This is a genomic window from Gemmata algarum (assembly GCF_034097035.1).
GTDB lineage: Bacteria > Planctomycetota > Planctomycetia > Gemmatales > Gemmataceae > Gemmata > Gemmata algarum.
On record NZ_JAXBLV010000233.1, the window covers coordinates 75812 to 89590 of the forward strand.

Below are 13779 nucleotides of genomic sequence, written 5' to 3' on the forward strand. Positions count from 1 at the left end.
GATACCGGTTCGCCCGTCGCACCTCGGACCCGCCGCGCGCGGGGCTTGACACCGACGACCACCCGGCCGGAGCGTTGCGCCCGACCGGGTGATAGCCGTTTTCATGTGGAGGGGACCAGGTTCGTTAGCCGTCCCGCGCCCGCTCGCGCCCGCGAACAGGGCTCGGGGTGGCGCGGACCGTCCCGCTGCCGAGCTTCGACGGGCCGCCGTAAGGAGTGGCTCACAATGGACCCGCTACTGATCGGCGGGCTGGTCGTTGCCGCTGTGCTCGTGAGCATCGGCGGCACATACTTGGTCGTGCGCCGATCGTCGCCCATATCGCACCCGGTTCCCCTTATTACGGCACCGGACCCCGAGGCCCTGCGCCTCGCCGCCGCCAGGGGCGAGGAGCTGATCGAGGAGTCCCGCCGCGACGCCGACCGCATCGTCCGCGACGCCGAACTGAAGGCCCGCGACGAGGCCGTGCGCCGCCGCGAGGAGCTGAGCCGCGAACTGGAGCTCGCGCGTGCCGAGGTGCGCGAGTTCGAGCGCCGCGTAGAGAAGCGCGAGGACGCACTGGAGCAACAGCACCGCGAGTTGGCCCGCAAGGACAAGCAGCTCGACGCCGCCCGCGAGAAGCTGGTCGAGCGCGAGAGCGCCCTCGACCACAAAGCCCGCCACCTCGACGAGCTGGTCGAGACGGAAACGAAGCGGCTGCACGAGATCAGCGGCCTGTCCCGCGACGACGCGCAAAAGCTGCTTCTGGAGCGCCTGGAGCGCGAGCTCGCCGAGGAGGTGGCTAAGAAGATCCGCCAGCATGAGGAGCGGGTGAAGCAACAGGCTGAGGCGACCGCCCGCGAGATCGTGACGATCGCGATCCAGCGGTACGCCGCGCACCAGACCGCCGGCGCGACGGTCAGCACCGTGGACATCCCGTCGGACGACATGAAGGGCCGGATCATCGGCCGCGAGGGGCGCAACATCCGCACCTTCGAGAAGCTCACCGGCGTGGACGTGATCGTGGACGACACGCCCGGGGTGGTCATCGTGTCGGCGTTCGATAACGTGCGGCGCGAGATCGCCCGCATCGCGCTCACCAAACTGATCCAGGACGGCCGCATCCACCCGACCCGCATCGAAGAGGTCGTGGCGGAGACGCAGGCCGAGATGGAGAAGCACATCCAGGAACTGGGCACGAAAGCGGTGCTCGACGCCGACGTGCCGATGCCGCACGAGAAACTGGTGTACCTGCTGGGCCGGCTCCGGTTCCGCACGAGCTACAGCCAGAACGTGCTCGCCCACTCGGTCGAGGTGGCGCACCTGTGCGGGATCATGGCGTCCGAGCTGGGGCTGAGCGCCCAACTCGCCCGCCGGTGCGGACTGCTGCACGACGTGGGCAAGGCCGCGGACCACGAGATGGAAGGGGGGCACCCCAAGGTGGGGGCCGAGCTGGCGAAGCGGTACGGCGAGACGAGCAAGGAGGTGCTCCACGCGATCGCCGGGCACCACGACGACATTACCATCGACAACATTTACACCGTCCTGGTGGCGTCGGCAGACGCGATCAGCGCGAGCCGGCCGGGCGCGCGGCGCGAAACGCTTGAGAAGTACGTGAAGCGCCTCGCGGACTTGGAAGCGGTCGCGTGCGGGTTCCCGGAAGTGGACCACGCGTTCGCGATTCAGGCGGGCCGCGAGTTGCGCGTGCTGGCGAACGCGCACCGCACCACCGACGCCGATGCGGTCCGCATTTGCCGCGACATCGCCCGTGCGATCGAGCAGCAGCTCGACTACCCCGGCGAAATTAAGGTCACGGTGATCCGCGAGAGTCGCGCCACCGATGTGGCGAAATAGCAACAGCTTATGCAAACGGACAGCCGTTTCGGCTCGTCCTGCCGCCATCGAACGAGCCACCACAAACGGCCCCTTCCGAACCCACACCGGACGGGGCTCCTTTCTTGATACCTGTCGTCGCGTCCTCGCTTTCGGTCATCGCTGAGATTCTGCGGCGAGAAGTCGGTCGCCCGACCCGCATCACATTTTTCACAACACCAACGCCATCCTGTCGATGACGATTATCCTCGCCCGAAACTCAACGAAACGCGTCAAGCTGGTAAAGCCTGAAAGACACGTGGGGCAGGGGGGGGGATTAGTTTCGGACACTCCCCAATGACCGGTGCGCGATCGGGCCGGGTCTGAAAATGCTTCTGCCAGCGTAATGTTGCATAGCTGTGTAGACAACGGTTGTCTGAACAGGTATTATCCGGGAGACGTTCTGTCGGAGTCCACGATGTCCCAGGCCGACACGCTGCCCGCCGCCCGACCCGCACTGTGGTCCAGTATTGCAGGGTACACCGCACTGCTGGTGGTCGGCGTCGGACTGGTCCTCCTCATCTGCCGTGCCGGGGCCGGGTTCACCCCGGTGCCCCCCGCCGCAACCGCACCCGCGGCCTCAAAACCGGTGGACGTGGTGCTGCACGTCATGGCCACGCTGGTTGCCGTCATCCTGCTCGGAACGCTCCTCGGGCGCGCCTGCCGGTGGGTCGGTCAGCCGTCTGTGATCGGGGAGGTGGTCGCCGGTATCACGCTAGGCCCGTCCCTACTCGGGGCCGTGTGGCCCGAAGCAATGCACCTGCTGATTCCCTCAGCGACCGCTGACCCGAAGGGGCAGGTGCCGGCGGCGATCAAGGCCGTCGCAACGATCGGCGTCGTGTTGTACATGTTCCTCGTCGGGCTCGAACTCAACGCCGTGCGGCTGCGCGAGCAGGCCCGGTCCGCCGTGGCCGTCTCGCACGCGAGCATCGTGACCCCGTTCGTCCTCGGGTCCGCTCTGGCGCTGGCCTTGTACCGCCCTCTGGCGCCGAGCGAGGTGCCGTTCACCAGCTTCGCGCTCTTCATGGGCGTTGCGATGTCCATCACCGCCTTCCCGGTGCTCGCGCGCATCCTCACCGATCGCAAGATGGAGCGGACCGAACTGGGGATCGTCGCACTCGGGTGCGCGGCCGCGGACGACGTGACCGCGTGGTGCCTGCTCGCACTGATCGTCGGGATCGCGAAGTCCGAGATGACCGGGGTGGCCGCAGTCGCCGTTCAGGCTACCGCGTTCATTGCCGTCATGCTCCTACTCATCCGCCCGCTCGCCGCACGGCTGAGCGCGCGGCTGGACGCGGCGCCCGGGCCGCTCCCGCCGCTGGTGGTGTCGGGCACATTCCTTGCCGTGCTGGCGTCTGCAATGGCCACCGAGGCGATCGGCATCCACGCTCTGTTCGGGGCGTTCCTGCTCGGCGCCATCGTCCCGCACGAGGGGCGGTTGGCCCGCGAGTTCGCCGCCAAACTGCGGGACCCGGTCACGGTACTTCTGCTACCGGCGTTCTTCGCGTACACCGGGATGCGAACCCAAATCGGGCTGGTTAGTTCCGGCCAAGACTGGTTGTGGTGCGGGGCGATCGTCTTGGTGGCGACCGCCGGGAAGTTTGGCGGGGCGATGATCGCCGCCCGGCTGACCGGGCAGTCGTGGCGGGACGCCGCCGCCCTCGGCGCGCTGATGAACACCCGCGGGCTGATGGAACTGATCGTGCTGAACATCGGGCTGGACCTGGGGGTGATCAGCCCGACGCTGTTCGCCATGATGGTGATTATGGCCCTGGTCACCACGGCCATGACCAGCCCTGTCGTGAGCCGGCTCGTCCCGCAACCGTCGGGCGCGGCCGGGCGCTGACGCACCCTACCCGCGGGAGGCACCGCATGGCCGCGCCCCAGCGCCGGTTCGACTCGCCCGAGCAGGAGGCGTTCCTCGGCCTGTGGCGGACGTTCGACCGCCTCCGCGCGCTGGAGGACGAGCTGTTCGCACGGTACGAGCTGACGCCCCAGCAGTACAACGCGCTGCGGCTGTTGCGGGCCACCCAGCCGGGCACGCTCCGGACGCTCGATCTGGCCGCCCGGCTCGTGTCTCGTGCCCCGGATGTGACCCGCATGCTCGACAAGCTGGCCGAGCGCAAGCTGGTTGATCGCCAGCGGTCGGAGGCCAACCGGCGCGAGGTTCACGTATCGATCACCCCGGCCGGCGTCGCGCTGCTCGACGAACTCCATGCGCCGCTGCGCGAGTGCCACGCCCGGCAGCTCGGTCATTTGAGCCGCGAGCAGCTCCGCGACCTGACCGCGCTGCTCCGGGCCGCCCGACTGCCCCACGAAGACGCCGACAGCAGTTGGCGATGATTCCCTCACACTCTTGTAACCCGAGCGGAGTTCCCCATGAGTACCGATAGCAGCGTCGATGTTGCCGTGATCGGCGGCGGACCGGCCGGCAGCACCGTATCGACCCTCCTCGCCCAGCGGGGCGCCAAGGTCCGGCTGTTCGAGCGGGACCAGTTCCCCCGGTTCCACATCGGCGAGTCGCTGATCCCCGAAACGTACGATGTGCTCAAGCGGCTGAACATGCTGCCCAAGATGAAGGCCAGCGGGTTCGTCAAGAAGTACAGTGTCCAGTTCGTGAACGCCCAGGGGAAGATGTCCGCGCCGTTCTACTTCGACGAGAACAAGCCGGGCGAGCGGTCACAGACGTGGCAGGTGGTGCGCAGCGAGTTCGACACCATGATGCTCGACAACGCGCGTCAGCACGGGGTCGATGTCCGCCAGCCGGCCCGCGTGCTGGAGGTGCTGTTCGAGGGCGACCGCGCCGTCGGCGTGAAGGTGCAGAAGGAGGGCGGCGGGTCGGAAGAGGTGCGGGCGAAGGTGGTGGTGGACGCCAGCGGCCAGAGCACCATGCTCCAGAACAAGTTCAAGCTGCGGCTGTGGGACCCGGTGCTCAACAAAGGGGCGATCTGGACCTACTGGGAGGGCGCGTACCGCGACGCCGGCAGGGACGAGGGTGCGACGGTCGTGATCCAGACCCCGAACAAGCAGGGGTGGTGGTGGTACATCCCGCAGCACGACAACACGGTGAGCATCGGCGTGGTGGCCCCTTTCGACTACCTGTTCAAGGGGCGCGGGAGCCACGAGCAGGTGTTCAACGAGGAGAAGGACGCCTGCCCCGAGGTCACCAAGCGGCTCTCGACGGGCCAGCGCCGCGGCGGCTACTACGCGACCAAGGATTACTCGTACCGGTCGTCGCAGGTGGCGGGCGACGGCTGGGCGCTGATCGGGGACGCGTTCGGGTTCCTCGACCCCCTGTACTCCTCCGGCGTGCTGCTGGCGCTGAAGTCGGGCGAACTGGCCGCGGACGCGATCGCCGACGGGTTGGCATCGGGGGACACTTCGGCGGCGCAGTTGGGCCGCTGGGGCGACGTGTTCAACAAGGGCGTGGACCGGATGCGCCGGCTCGTGTGTGAGTATTACGACGGGTTCAGCTTCGGCCAGTTCGTGAAGGCCTACCCGCACCTGAAGGGGAAGGTGACCGACCTGCTCATCGGCGACCTGTTCGACGACCACGTGGATGAGGTGTGGGGGCCGCTGGAGTCGCTCTACCCGCCGGACAAGAAGGCCATCCCGACCTGGAAGGACGGCACCCCGCCCGACGAGGTCAACAAGGTCAACGAACTGTACCTCCCGGCCAACCCGATGCGGTAAGCCAGCGCCCGCGGTCATGACCCGTTCCAACCTGTAGCCGGCCGATCAAGCCGGCTACAGAAGAGCGTCGTTACTCAGCTCTCGGCCACCACCGGGTTCTTGAGCGTGCCGATCCCCTCGATCTCGACCTCGGCCACGTCGCCGGCCTTCAACAGCACCGGAGGCTTCCGCGCGATGCCCACGCCCGGCGGCGTGCCCGTGAAGATCAGGTCGCCCGGTTCCAGCGTGATGACCTGCGAGAGGAACGCCAGCACCGCCGGCACGCCGAAGATGAACTCTTTCGTGTTGGAGTTCTGAAGCGTCGTGCCGTTCAGCCGCAACTGGATCTGCAAGTTGTGCGGGTTCTTCAGCTCGTCCGTCGTGACGAGCACCGGCCCGGTCGGGGCGAAGGTGTCGAACGTTTTACCGATGATCCACTGCTTCTCCTCGCCCCGGAACTGCCAGTCGCGGGCGCTAACGTCGTGCCCCACCGTGTACCCGCCGACGTATTCGAACGCGGCGTCAGTGTCCGGGATGTGCTTCCCCTTCTTGCCGATCACGATTACCAGTTCGGCCTCGTAATCGATCTTCTGGGCCACCTTCGGCAGGACGATCGGCTCGCCGTGCGCGACCAACGTGTTGGGGAACTTGCCGAAGATCACCGGCTCGGTCGGGATCGCTTTGCCGCCCTCGATGGCGTGGTCGCGGTAGTTCAGCCCGATGCAGAGGATCTTCCCCGGGTTCGGAACCGGCGGGAGCAGTTTCACGGCGTTAGCCGCGTACTTCACGGCGTTGGGAGAGGACGCCACTTCCGCCGCCAGCTTGCGCACCGCGGGCGAGGCGGCGAGGAGCGTTTTGACGCAAGACGGCAGCCCCGGGTCGGTGGCGTGCAGGTCGATGTAGCCGTCGGCGACGGCCAGGGCGGCGCGCGGACCGTTCGGGGTCTGAATTGTGGCGAGCTTCATTCGAGGTGCTCCTGGGGAGGGATTCTCGAAGTATTCAATGGAGCGCCCGCCGATTGGGAAGGGGTTCCGACCCGCGCCACCGCTGCGGGTGGCAGCACGCAACGGGTTGTACCGGCACCGACTGTCCCGCTCGCGATTGATCGGACGGCGCTTCTGATCCAGCCGCCGCGGTTCTTGGAACCGACCGTCATCACACCGTCGTCAGTCGCCCTGTTTTGCAACAAGAATGGCTCACGACCATTGGGTCGTAAGCCTCATTCGGCCGCCGACTCTGGTTGTTGCGGTCGGCCGCGCGGGCCGCTTGTGGGGATCTACTTCGCGTGCTTGGCGAGGAACTCCTGCATCAGCTTCGCGATCTCGGTGCCGTTGGTTTCCAGGGCGAAGTGCCCGGCGTCGAGCAGGTGGAACTCCAGCGTCTTGAGGTCGCGCTTGTACGGCTCGGCGCCGGCGGGCGGGAAGATGGAGTCGTTCTTGCCCCAGGCGATCAGCGCCGGCGGCTGGTGCTTGCGGAAGTATTCCTGCCACTTCGGGTACAAGGGCGGGTTGCTCCCGTAGCTCAGGAACAGGTCGAGCTGGATGTCCGCGTTCCCGGGGCGGTCGAGGAAATACTGATCGGTGATCCAGGCGTCCGGGGGCACCAGTTCCGGGTTCTTCAGCCCGTGGGTGTACTGCCACTTGGTGGCGTCGAGCTTTGTGAACGGCCGCAGCGCCTCACGCTTCTCCTTGCTCGCCGGCTCCTTCCAGTACGCCTTAATCGGCTTCCAGAAGTCGTTGTCGAGCCCCTCTTCATAGGCGTTCCCGTTCTGCACCACGATCGCGGTCACCCGCTCCGGGTGCTTGCTCGCCAAGCGGTACCCGACCGGAGCCCCGTAGTCCTGCACGTACAACGCATACCTCTTCAGCCCGACCGCCTCTGTGAACCGCTCGACGACCGCCGCGAGATTGTCGAAGGTGTAGCCGAACGTGTCGCGCGGGGGCATCGAGCTGTTGCCGAACCCCGGGTAGTCCGGGGCGACCACGCGGTACCGGTCTGCGAGCTGTGGGATCAGGTTGCGGAACATCTGCGAGCTGGTCGGGAACCCGTGCAGCAGCAGCACCGCGGGCGCGTCTTTCGGCCCGGCCTCGCGGTAGAAAATGTCGAGTTCGCCGACCTTCACGGTCTTGTGCAGCACCTTCGGCGGGTCGGCCGCCAGCACCGGCGCCGCGGTCAGTGTTAGGGCAGCGGCGAGAAGAGACGCGCGGGACATGGTTCATACTCCTGAGATTTCGGGGTTATTCGACACCGGTGAGGCCGGGGTGATCGTCGGGACGCGGCCCGGGTGCGGGCCAGTGGAACTGGCGCTCTGCGGACCTGATGGGGCGGTCGTTGATGCTCGCCTCCCGGCGCCGCATCAGCCCGGCCGCGTCGAACTCCCACAACTCGTTGCCGTAGCTGCGGAACCACTGCCCGCTGTCATCGTGCCACTCGTACTGGAACCGCCCCGCGATGCGGTCCTCAGTGAAACTCCACAACTCCTTCACGAGCCGGTACTCCAGCTCTCGCGACCACTTGCGGCGGAGGAACGCGCGGACCTCGTCGCGGCCTTTGGGAAACTCGGCGCGGTTACGCCACACGGTGTCTTCGGTGTACGCGAGCGCCACACGGTTGGGGTCGCGGGTGTTCCAGGCGTTTTCCGCGGCTCGCACTTTTAGGCGTGCCGTTTCGAGCGCGAACGGCGGAACGATCGGGGGCAGGGCGGACATCAGAAGTAGCCTTTTTCGAGGAATCAAAACGGCCCCGGCTCACCGCGAACCGGGGCGCGACAGGGTCTTACCGCGTCGGGTCGCACCCCTGGATCTGGCCGCATGCCTCGTGGTGATCGATCGGCTCGGCCTTCGGGAAATCGATCTCGGTTTCCGCGACGTTGTTCACGTAGTTGGTGAACGTGTTCAGCGCCACGTGTCCGACGATCTCGGTGATCTCGGCGTCGCTGTAGCCGGCCGCCCGGACCTGCTGCACGTCCGCGTCCGACGCCCGCCCGCGCTTCGCGACCAGGGTGCGGGCGAACGCGAGGGCCGCAGCGGTCTTCGGGTCTTCGGAGGTGCCTTTGCGCCCCTGGATCAGTTGTTCGGCGGTCAACCCGATCTGCTTCCCGATGGCGGTGTGAGCGGACACGCAGTAGTCGCACCCGTTGGCCTGTCCCACGTCGACCGCGAGCAGTTGTTTGAGCTTTGCCGGGAGGGTGCCGCCCGCCAGTGCCCCGGACAGTCCCAGGTACCCTTCGAGTACCGCCGGGGCCGTCGCCATCACCTTCGTCAGGTTCGGCGTGATCCCCATCTTCGCCTTCACCGCGTCCAGCAGCACCTTGGCCTTGCCTTCAGCACGGATCGGATCGACTTGGTTCAAGCGGGACATGATCGACTCCTGACGTATTCGCGGTGCCGGGCTCGTTTGGGCGGGCACCTTTTCGCCCCTGACGGGAGTTGATACAGACCGGTCTGTATAGTGCTTACAGAAAAAAATCTCAGACCCGTTGCAGGAGCGTGCGAGTCACTCCAAAAGCCTGATCCGCGCTGTCCGAAGCGCCGTCGCGCGCTGCGGCCACGATTGCGCCGTCGATCAACATGGTCACGGCCGTCGCCACCGTAGCGGCATCGTTCACGCCAGCCTTTTTAAGCGCATCGGCCACGGCAGCAGTGAACCGACGTGCGTGTTCGTCGATCGCGGTCCGGCCCGGATGCGACGGGTCGGGTAGTTCGGCGGTCGCATTGATGAACGCGCAGCCGCGGAAGTCCGGTGTGTGGAACCACTCTTTCAGTGCCGCGAAGATGGCGTCGAGCCAGTCGCCCGACTGTTCGGCGTACCGGACCACCGCGCTTGCGAACCAGGTGCAGACGTGCTCGCTGCGATGCCGCAGGTACGCCGCGATCAGCTCGTCCTTCGATTTGAAGTGCGCGTACAGGGTCATCTTCGCGACCCCGGCCGCGGCGATGACGGTATCGACCCCGGTGGCGCGGACCCCGTCGCGATAGAACAGGCGGTCCGCGGCTTCGAGGATCCGCTCGCGGGCGTCGGCCGTCGGCTTGGTGCGAGCCATCGATTCCCCACGGTGCTGCGTGTGAAGTGCCGCGACCCGGCACCGCGCTCGCGGAACCGGGTCGCCACTCGGGTAGTACACCGCGCGCCGGGGCGGTATTACACCGTCACTTCCACAGCTTCTTTTCGTCGATGATCTCCCCGCCCGCCACGGTAATCGCCTTCTTGAACTCGTTCTGGTCGAGTTTGCGGCGCACCCGCCGCACCGAGCCGTCGCACAGAGCCACGTTGAACACGCCGTCGAACAACCCGCCGAGCTTGGGGAGCGGCTTCTGTTCGTCGAACGGAAGGTCTGCCGGCTTGGTCCAGATCACCGGGTCGCCGGCTTCGACTGCCAGCACCGTGTTCGAGGTGCCGTCTGTGATTTCGGTCAGCTTGATGTCGGCCTTATCCCCGAACAGCGCCCCCTTGCCGGTGAACGTCTGGTAGAACGTCTCGCCGGCCTTGGCCTTCACCCGGACCGGGGCGTACACCTTCGGCATCTTCTCGATCAGCTTCTTGTTCGCGTCCGAGTCCCACGGTTCGTCCAGCTTGAACTGCTTGTACAGCTCACCTTCTTCGAGGTACGGCAACAGCGTCACACGCCAGCTCAGCAGCGGCTTGCCATCCTTATCGACAACGTTACCGGTGATCTTACCGTTCGTATCGTGCAGGTTGTGGAACGCCAACGCGATCTGCTTCAGGTTGTTCGACGACAGGGTGAGTTCTTTCAGCGAGGGCGGCTCGTCCTGTGCGCCTGCGGGCACCACGAGGGCGCTCACAAGGGCCGTGGGAACCAAAAGGGCCGGTGTCCAGAGCCAGGGCGTGCGCATCGGGAGACCTCGGTAGGGGAAGGGGGCCTTATTTCTTTATCAGTTTATCCGTGTTAACCGGCTGTGCGTCGTTGGGCATGATTACCTTTTTCATCTCGCCGGGGTCGCCACCCTTTTTGAAAAGGTAAACCGACCCGTCTCCCATTAGAACGTGAAAGTCGCCGTCGAACGACCCGCCGAGGCCCGGCAGCGGCAGTTTCTCGTTAAACGTCAGGTCGGTCGGCTGGCTCCAGGTCACGGGATTGGCGGCTTCCACGACGAGTGCCGTGTTCGACAAGCCGTCGCCAATCTGTGCCCACTTAAGCGAACCCTTTTCGGTCCAGATGGTATCCTTGCCGACGAACCGCTGGTAGAACGTTTCGCCCGCCTTCGCCTTGCCGCGTGCCGGCGCGTACAGCTTGGGCATCTTCTCGATCAGCTTCTTGTTGTTCGGCCCGTCCCACGGCTCGTCGAGCTTGAACTGTTTGTACAGTTTCTCTTCCCCCAGGTACGGGAGCAGGGCGACGCGCCAGCTCAGGAGGAGCCGGCCGTCCTTGTCGGCGATGTCGTCGGCCGGCCGTCCGTCGTGTTCGTCGGCGTGCGCGTGAAACGCCAGACCGACCTGTTTGAGGTTCTCGGATGCGGTTTCGAGTTCCTTCTTGGTCGGCGGCTCAACCGCCAACGCGACCGAACCGCACAGCATGGCCCCCGTCACGAGCGCTCGCCACGTGTTCATCATCGTCCTCCGGTTCCAACGCCCCTTGGTTCCGAACGAGACGCCGCAGCCGCTTCACGATCTCACCAGCCGCGCCGATTTATTCCGGCCGGAGGTGTGCCGCGGTCATTTCTTACTGAGCGTGATGTTGATAGCGCTTTCCGCAGTGACCGTGTAGGTCAAGCCGGAGGTTCCGACTTCCTCATACCGTTTCGGAACCGGCACGAAGGTGCCGCCGCGCCCGCCGACGGTCACCGCTTTGCCGTCTTTTGATTTCGGGGCCGCGAACTGGGCGTGATTGGAAGTCCGAACGGCGGCCTTCACTTTCCCCAACGGGGCGGACGGCACGCGGTAGTTGCCGTCCGGCGCGATCTCACCGCGGGCGCTGGCGGAGCCGTCCTCGGCCTCGAAGTAAACCTCGCCCATCGTCAACTTCTCGCCGTCGAGGATGACCGAGCCGGTCACGACGGTCTCTTTGGCCGGTGGCGTCGACGAGCACCCCACTGCCGACATTCCGACAACGGCGGCACCGAATACGAACAGCCTGACACTCCGCATGGATCGAACGCCCGGGGAGGAAATGGAAGGGGCCAAATTGCGACGCGGCCCCGGCACGCTGCCGGGGCCGCGGGGCGGGTCATTTACCAGTCGCTGCCGAGCACGCCGCCGTCCCGCGGCTGCACGGCCATGCTCCAGGTTTGCTGGGTGACGCCGGACGACACCGAGCGAACGCTGCCGTCTCCCAGCCCGATGAGGATCACGTTCGAGCTGTGTCCCTGTGCGCGATTGTTGTCGCACTGAGCGGCGGTGGGGTTGAACTGCGGCACCGGGAACTGCCGCTGGTCCACGGCCACCGACGTGCTGATCGGGTACCGGGCAAAGGTCGGCCAGAAGCGGTCGTCCGCCGGGTGGCCCCATGCGGTACCGAACGTGTCCGACCCGTTCGGCGAGCCGGCCGGGCCGCACCCCTTACGCTTCTCCGCCACGAAGATGACGTTCGAGGTGCCGTCGGTCAGGCTCGACAGGTTGTTCTTACCGGCCGTGTTCTGCCAGTCGCCCGGGCTGGCCGGAACCTGGCCCGGACGCCCGAACACCTGGAAGTTACAGGCGTAGCTGCACAGGGCCACGTCCACCCCGCCGGCGCTCTTGGCCGGCTCCCACATCCAGTCGGCGTTGAACCCGCGCGCGAACACCCCGCTCCCGCCGGTCGAATCGGCCGGGGCCACGAGCAGTTTGAGCGGGATGCTCATCGCGGCTTGGCTGGTGCTGCCGATCTGGCCCAGCCCGCTCCCCGGCCAGTTGCCGATGCTGTTAGACACGGCGCCCTGCTCGTAGTACGGGAGCAGCGCGAAGAAGAACGTCGAGTCGCTGCTCGAGTACGTGAAGTTGGTCGGGTTGCTCCACCAGAACGACACCGCCGGCGGCAGGTAATTGGTCGTGTCGTGCCCGTTGTGGCATGCCAGGAGGGTCTGCTTGATGTTGTTGCTGCTGCTCATCCGGGCGGCGGCCTCGCGCACCTTCTGAACGGCGGGCAACAAGAGGCCGATGAGTATCGCAATAATCGCGATCACCACCAGCAGTTCGATCAGCGTGAACGCACGCCGTACGCGCAGGGACGGTACCATTACGACCTCGGGAGAGAGGTGAAGAACAGATGAAACCTCCTCCATCCTTACCAGACCGATCTCGACACGTCAATCACTTGGTGCCCGGGCGACGTGTTCTGCGCCCAAGGTCGATCGTGAAGCGAAATGTTTGTTGTTAGGTTTATTTCGGCAGGCGCAAGCAGAAGGAGCTACTGACAAGAGGTGTCGCGGGTGTCGCTCCCACGGCCGGATGTCGGAACACGTGCCTGGAACAGGAGAGCCGGACTCGTGGCACCTGTGCTCACAAACCCGGCTTGTTACGCTGGGCCAATTGACGTGGCTCGGCTGATCAGAGGCCTTCCGGGTATGCCGCGGCGCGGGCGGCACTCACTTCCAGAGCTTCTTACTGTCGGCGATCTCACCGCCCGCGATCGTGACCGTCTTTTTGAACTCATCGGGATCGAAGTTCCGCCGAACGCGGCGCACCGAACCGTCGCAGAGTGCCACGTGGAACGCGCCGTCGAACATCCCGCCGAGCTTTGGCAGTGGCTTCTGCGCGTCGAACGGGAGGTCCGTCGGCTTGGTCCAGACCACCGGTTCGCCGGCCTCGACCACCATAACGGTTTGCGATGTCCCGTCGGTGATCTCCGTAATCGCGACCTGCGCTTTACCGCCGAAGAGTGCCCCGCTGCCGGCGAACCCCTGGTAGAAGGTTTCGCCGGCCTTGGCTTTCACCCGGATCGGGGCGTACACCTTGGGCAGCTTCTCGATCAGCTTCTTGTTCGTGTCCGAGTCCCACGGCTCGTCCAGCTTGAACTGCTTGTACAGCTCTTCTTCCTCGATGTACGGGAGGATGGCCACGCGCCAGCTCAGCAGCGGCTTACCGTCCTTATCAGCGACGTTGCTCGGCAGCTTTCCGTTCGCGCTCTCGAAATTGTGCGCGGCCAGCGCGATCTGTTTGAGGTTGTTCTGCGAGCGGACCATTTCCGTAACGGCCGGCGGTTCGTCTTGGGCCGCCGCGGGAACCACGACCGCCAGAGCGACGAGACCGATGGGGGCGGTAAGCAGGAGCGCCCGCAGCCATGACACACGCATCGACAGAACCTCCGGGGAACGGAGCGCGAGA

14 protein-coding genes are annotated in these 13779 nt (G+C 65.9%); 4 read left to right on the forward strand and 10 right to left on the reverse strand.

The features are described 5' to 3' along the window. Positions 1-225 precede the first annotated feature (225 nt). The 4 genes from rny (at position 226) to R5W23_RS29145 (ending at position 5541) form a co-directional block, all read left to right on the forward strand. Entirely contained in the window at positions 226-1830 is a 1605-nt protein-coding gene (gene rny / locus R5W23_RS29130) for a ribonuclease Y (protein WP_320689420.1), read from the forward strand. A 436-nt stretch (positions 1831-2266) separates the two neighbouring features. Continuing rightward, complete coding sequence (locus tag R5W23_RS29135; RefSeq protein WP_320689421.1) at positions 2267-3694, forward strand: cation:proton antiporter; 1428 nt, start codon at positions 2267-2269, stop codon at positions 3692-3694. A gap of 26 nt (positions 3695-3720) precedes the next feature. Next, positions 3721-4191 carry a MarR family winged helix-turn-helix transcriptional regulator gene (locus R5W23_RS29140; RefSeq protein WP_320689422.1) on the forward strand — a complete coding sequence of 157 codons (471 nt, stop codon included), beginning with the start codon at positions 3721-3723 and terminating at the stop codon, positions 4189-4191. Positions 4192-4227: 36 nt separating this feature from the next. Next, positions 4228-5541: an NAD(P)/FAD-dependent oxidoreductase gene (locus tag R5W23_RS29145; protein ID WP_320689423.1), complete on the forward strand. Its 1314-nt coding sequence runs from the start codon at positions 4228-4230 to the stop codon at positions 5539-5541. Positions 5542-5615: 74 nt separating this feature from the next. Here R5W23_RS29145 and R5W23_RS29150 read toward each other — a convergent pair whose 3' ends face one another. The 10 genes from R5W23_RS29150 to R5W23_RS29195 form a co-directional block, all read right to left on the reverse strand. Further along, complete coding sequence (locus R5W23_RS29150; RefSeq protein WP_010038675.1) at positions 5616-6485, reverse strand: fumarylacetoacetate hydrolase family protein; 870 nt, start codon at positions 6483-6485, stop codon at positions 5616-5618. Positions 6486-6796: 311 nt separating this feature from the next. After that, positions 6797-7732, reverse strand: a complete 936-nt coding sequence (locus R5W23_RS29155) for an alpha/beta fold hydrolase (RefSeq protein WP_320689424.1) — start codon at positions 7730-7732, stop codon at positions 6797-6799. A gap of 25 nt (positions 7733-7757) precedes the next feature. Continuing rightward, on the reverse strand, positions 7758-8228 hold the full coding sequence (locus tag R5W23_RS29160; RefSeq protein ID WP_320689425.1) for a nuclear transport factor 2 family protein: 471 nt from the start codon (positions 8226-8228) through the stop codon (positions 7758-7760). A 67-nt stretch (positions 8229-8295) separates the two neighbouring features. Further along, a complete protein-coding gene (locus tag R5W23_RS29165) occupies positions 8296-8880 on the reverse strand; it encodes a carboxymuconolactone decarboxylase family protein (protein WP_261187424.1) in 585 nt (194 codons plus the stop codon). A gap of 109 nt (positions 8881-8989) precedes the next feature. Beyond that, the gene (locus R5W23_RS29170) at positions 8990-9562 is read right to left on the reverse strand and encodes a TetR/AcrR family transcriptional regulator (protein ID WP_261187423.1); all 573 of its coding nucleotides are present in this window, start codon (positions 9560-9562) and stop codon (positions 8990-8992) included. Positions 9563-9668: 106 nt separating this feature from the next. Then, complete coding sequence (locus R5W23_RS29175; RefSeq protein WP_320689426.1) at positions 9669-10373, reverse strand: DUF1559 family PulG-like putative transporter; 705 nt, start codon at positions 10371-10373, stop codon at positions 9669-9671. Between the two features lie 28 nt (positions 10374-10401). After that, positions 10402-11088 (reverse strand): DUF1559 domain-containing protein, encoded by a 687-nt coding sequence (locus R5W23_RS29180; protein WP_261187421.1) that lies wholly within the window; start codon positions 11086-11088, stop codon positions 10402-10404. Positions 11089-11193: 105 nt separating this feature from the next. Beyond that, positions 11194-11571, reverse strand: a complete 378-nt coding sequence (locus tag R5W23_RS29185; RefSeq protein ID WP_320689427.1) for a hypothetical protein — start codon at positions 11569-11571, stop codon at positions 11194-11196. 137 nt (positions 11572-11708) lie between these two features. Continuing rightward, positions 11709-12692 carry a DUF1559 family PulG-like putative transporter gene (locus R5W23_RS29190; RefSeq protein WP_320689428.1) on the reverse strand — a complete coding sequence of 328 codons (984 nt, stop codon included), beginning with the start codon at positions 12690-12692 and terminating at the stop codon, positions 11709-11711. Between the two features lie 348 nt (positions 12693-13040). Further along, on the reverse strand, positions 13041-13748 hold the full coding sequence (locus R5W23_RS29195) for a DUF1559 domain-containing protein (RefSeq protein ID WP_261187418.1): 708 nt from the start codon (positions 13746-13748) through the stop codon (positions 13041-13043). Positions 13749-13779 lie beyond the last annotated feature (31 nt).

What these genes read in the sequence shown, in the direction of transcription:
- rny (WP_320689420.1), top strand. Translation starts at nt 226, where the DNA reads ATGGACCCGCTACTGATCGGCGGGCTGGTCGTTGCCGCTGTGCTCGTG.
- R5W23_RS29135 (WP_320689421.1), top strand. Translation starts at nt 2,267, where the DNA reads ATGTCCCAGGCCGACACGCTGCCCGCCGCCCGACCCGCACTGTGGTCC.
- R5W23_RS29145 (WP_320689423.1), top strand. Translation starts at nt 4,228, where the DNA reads ATGAGTACCGATAGCAGCGTCGATGTTGCCGTGATCGGCGGCGGACCG.
- R5W23_RS29150 (WP_010038675.1), bottom strand. Translation starts at nt 6,485, where the DNA reads ATGAAGCTCGCCACAATTCAGACCCCGAACGGTCCGCGCGCCGCCCTG.
- R5W23_RS29165 (WP_261187424.1), bottom strand. Translation starts at nt 8,880, where the DNA reads ATGTCCCGCTTGAACCAAGTCGATCCGATCCGTGCTGAAGGCAAGGCC.
- R5W23_RS29155 (WP_320689424.1), bottom strand. Translation starts at nt 7,732, where the DNA reads ATGTCCCGCGCGTCTCTTCTCGCCGCTGCCCTAACACTGACCGCGGCG.
- R5W23_RS29180 (WP_261187421.1), bottom strand. Translation starts at nt 11,088, where the DNA reads ATGAACACGTGGCGAGCGCTCGTGACGGGGGCCATGCTGTGCGGTTCG.
- R5W23_RS29160 (WP_320689425.1), bottom strand. Translation starts at nt 8,228, where the DNA reads ATGTCCGCCCTGCCCCCGATCGTTCCGCCGTTCGCGCTCGAAACGGCA.
- R5W23_RS29140 (WP_320689422.1), top strand. Translation starts at nt 3,721, where the DNA reads ATGGCCGCGCCCCAGCGCCGGTTCGACTCGCCCGAGCAGGAGGCGTTC.
- R5W23_RS29195 (WP_261187418.1), bottom strand. Translation starts at nt 13,748, where the DNA reads ATGCGTGTGTCATGGCTGCGGGCGCTCCTGCTTACCGCCCCCATCGGT.
- R5W23_RS29170 (WP_261187423.1), bottom strand. Translation starts at nt 9,562, where the DNA reads ATGGCTCGCACCAAGCCGACGGCCGACGCCCGCGAGCGGATCCTCGAA.
- R5W23_RS29175 (WP_320689426.1), bottom strand. Translation starts at nt 10,373, where the DNA reads ATGCGCACGCCCTGGCTCTGGACACCGGCCCTTTTGGTTCCCACGGCC.
- R5W23_RS29190 (WP_320689428.1), bottom strand. Translation starts at nt 12,692, where the DNA reads ATGGTACCGTCCCTGCGCGTACGGCGTGCGTTCACGCTGATCGAACTG.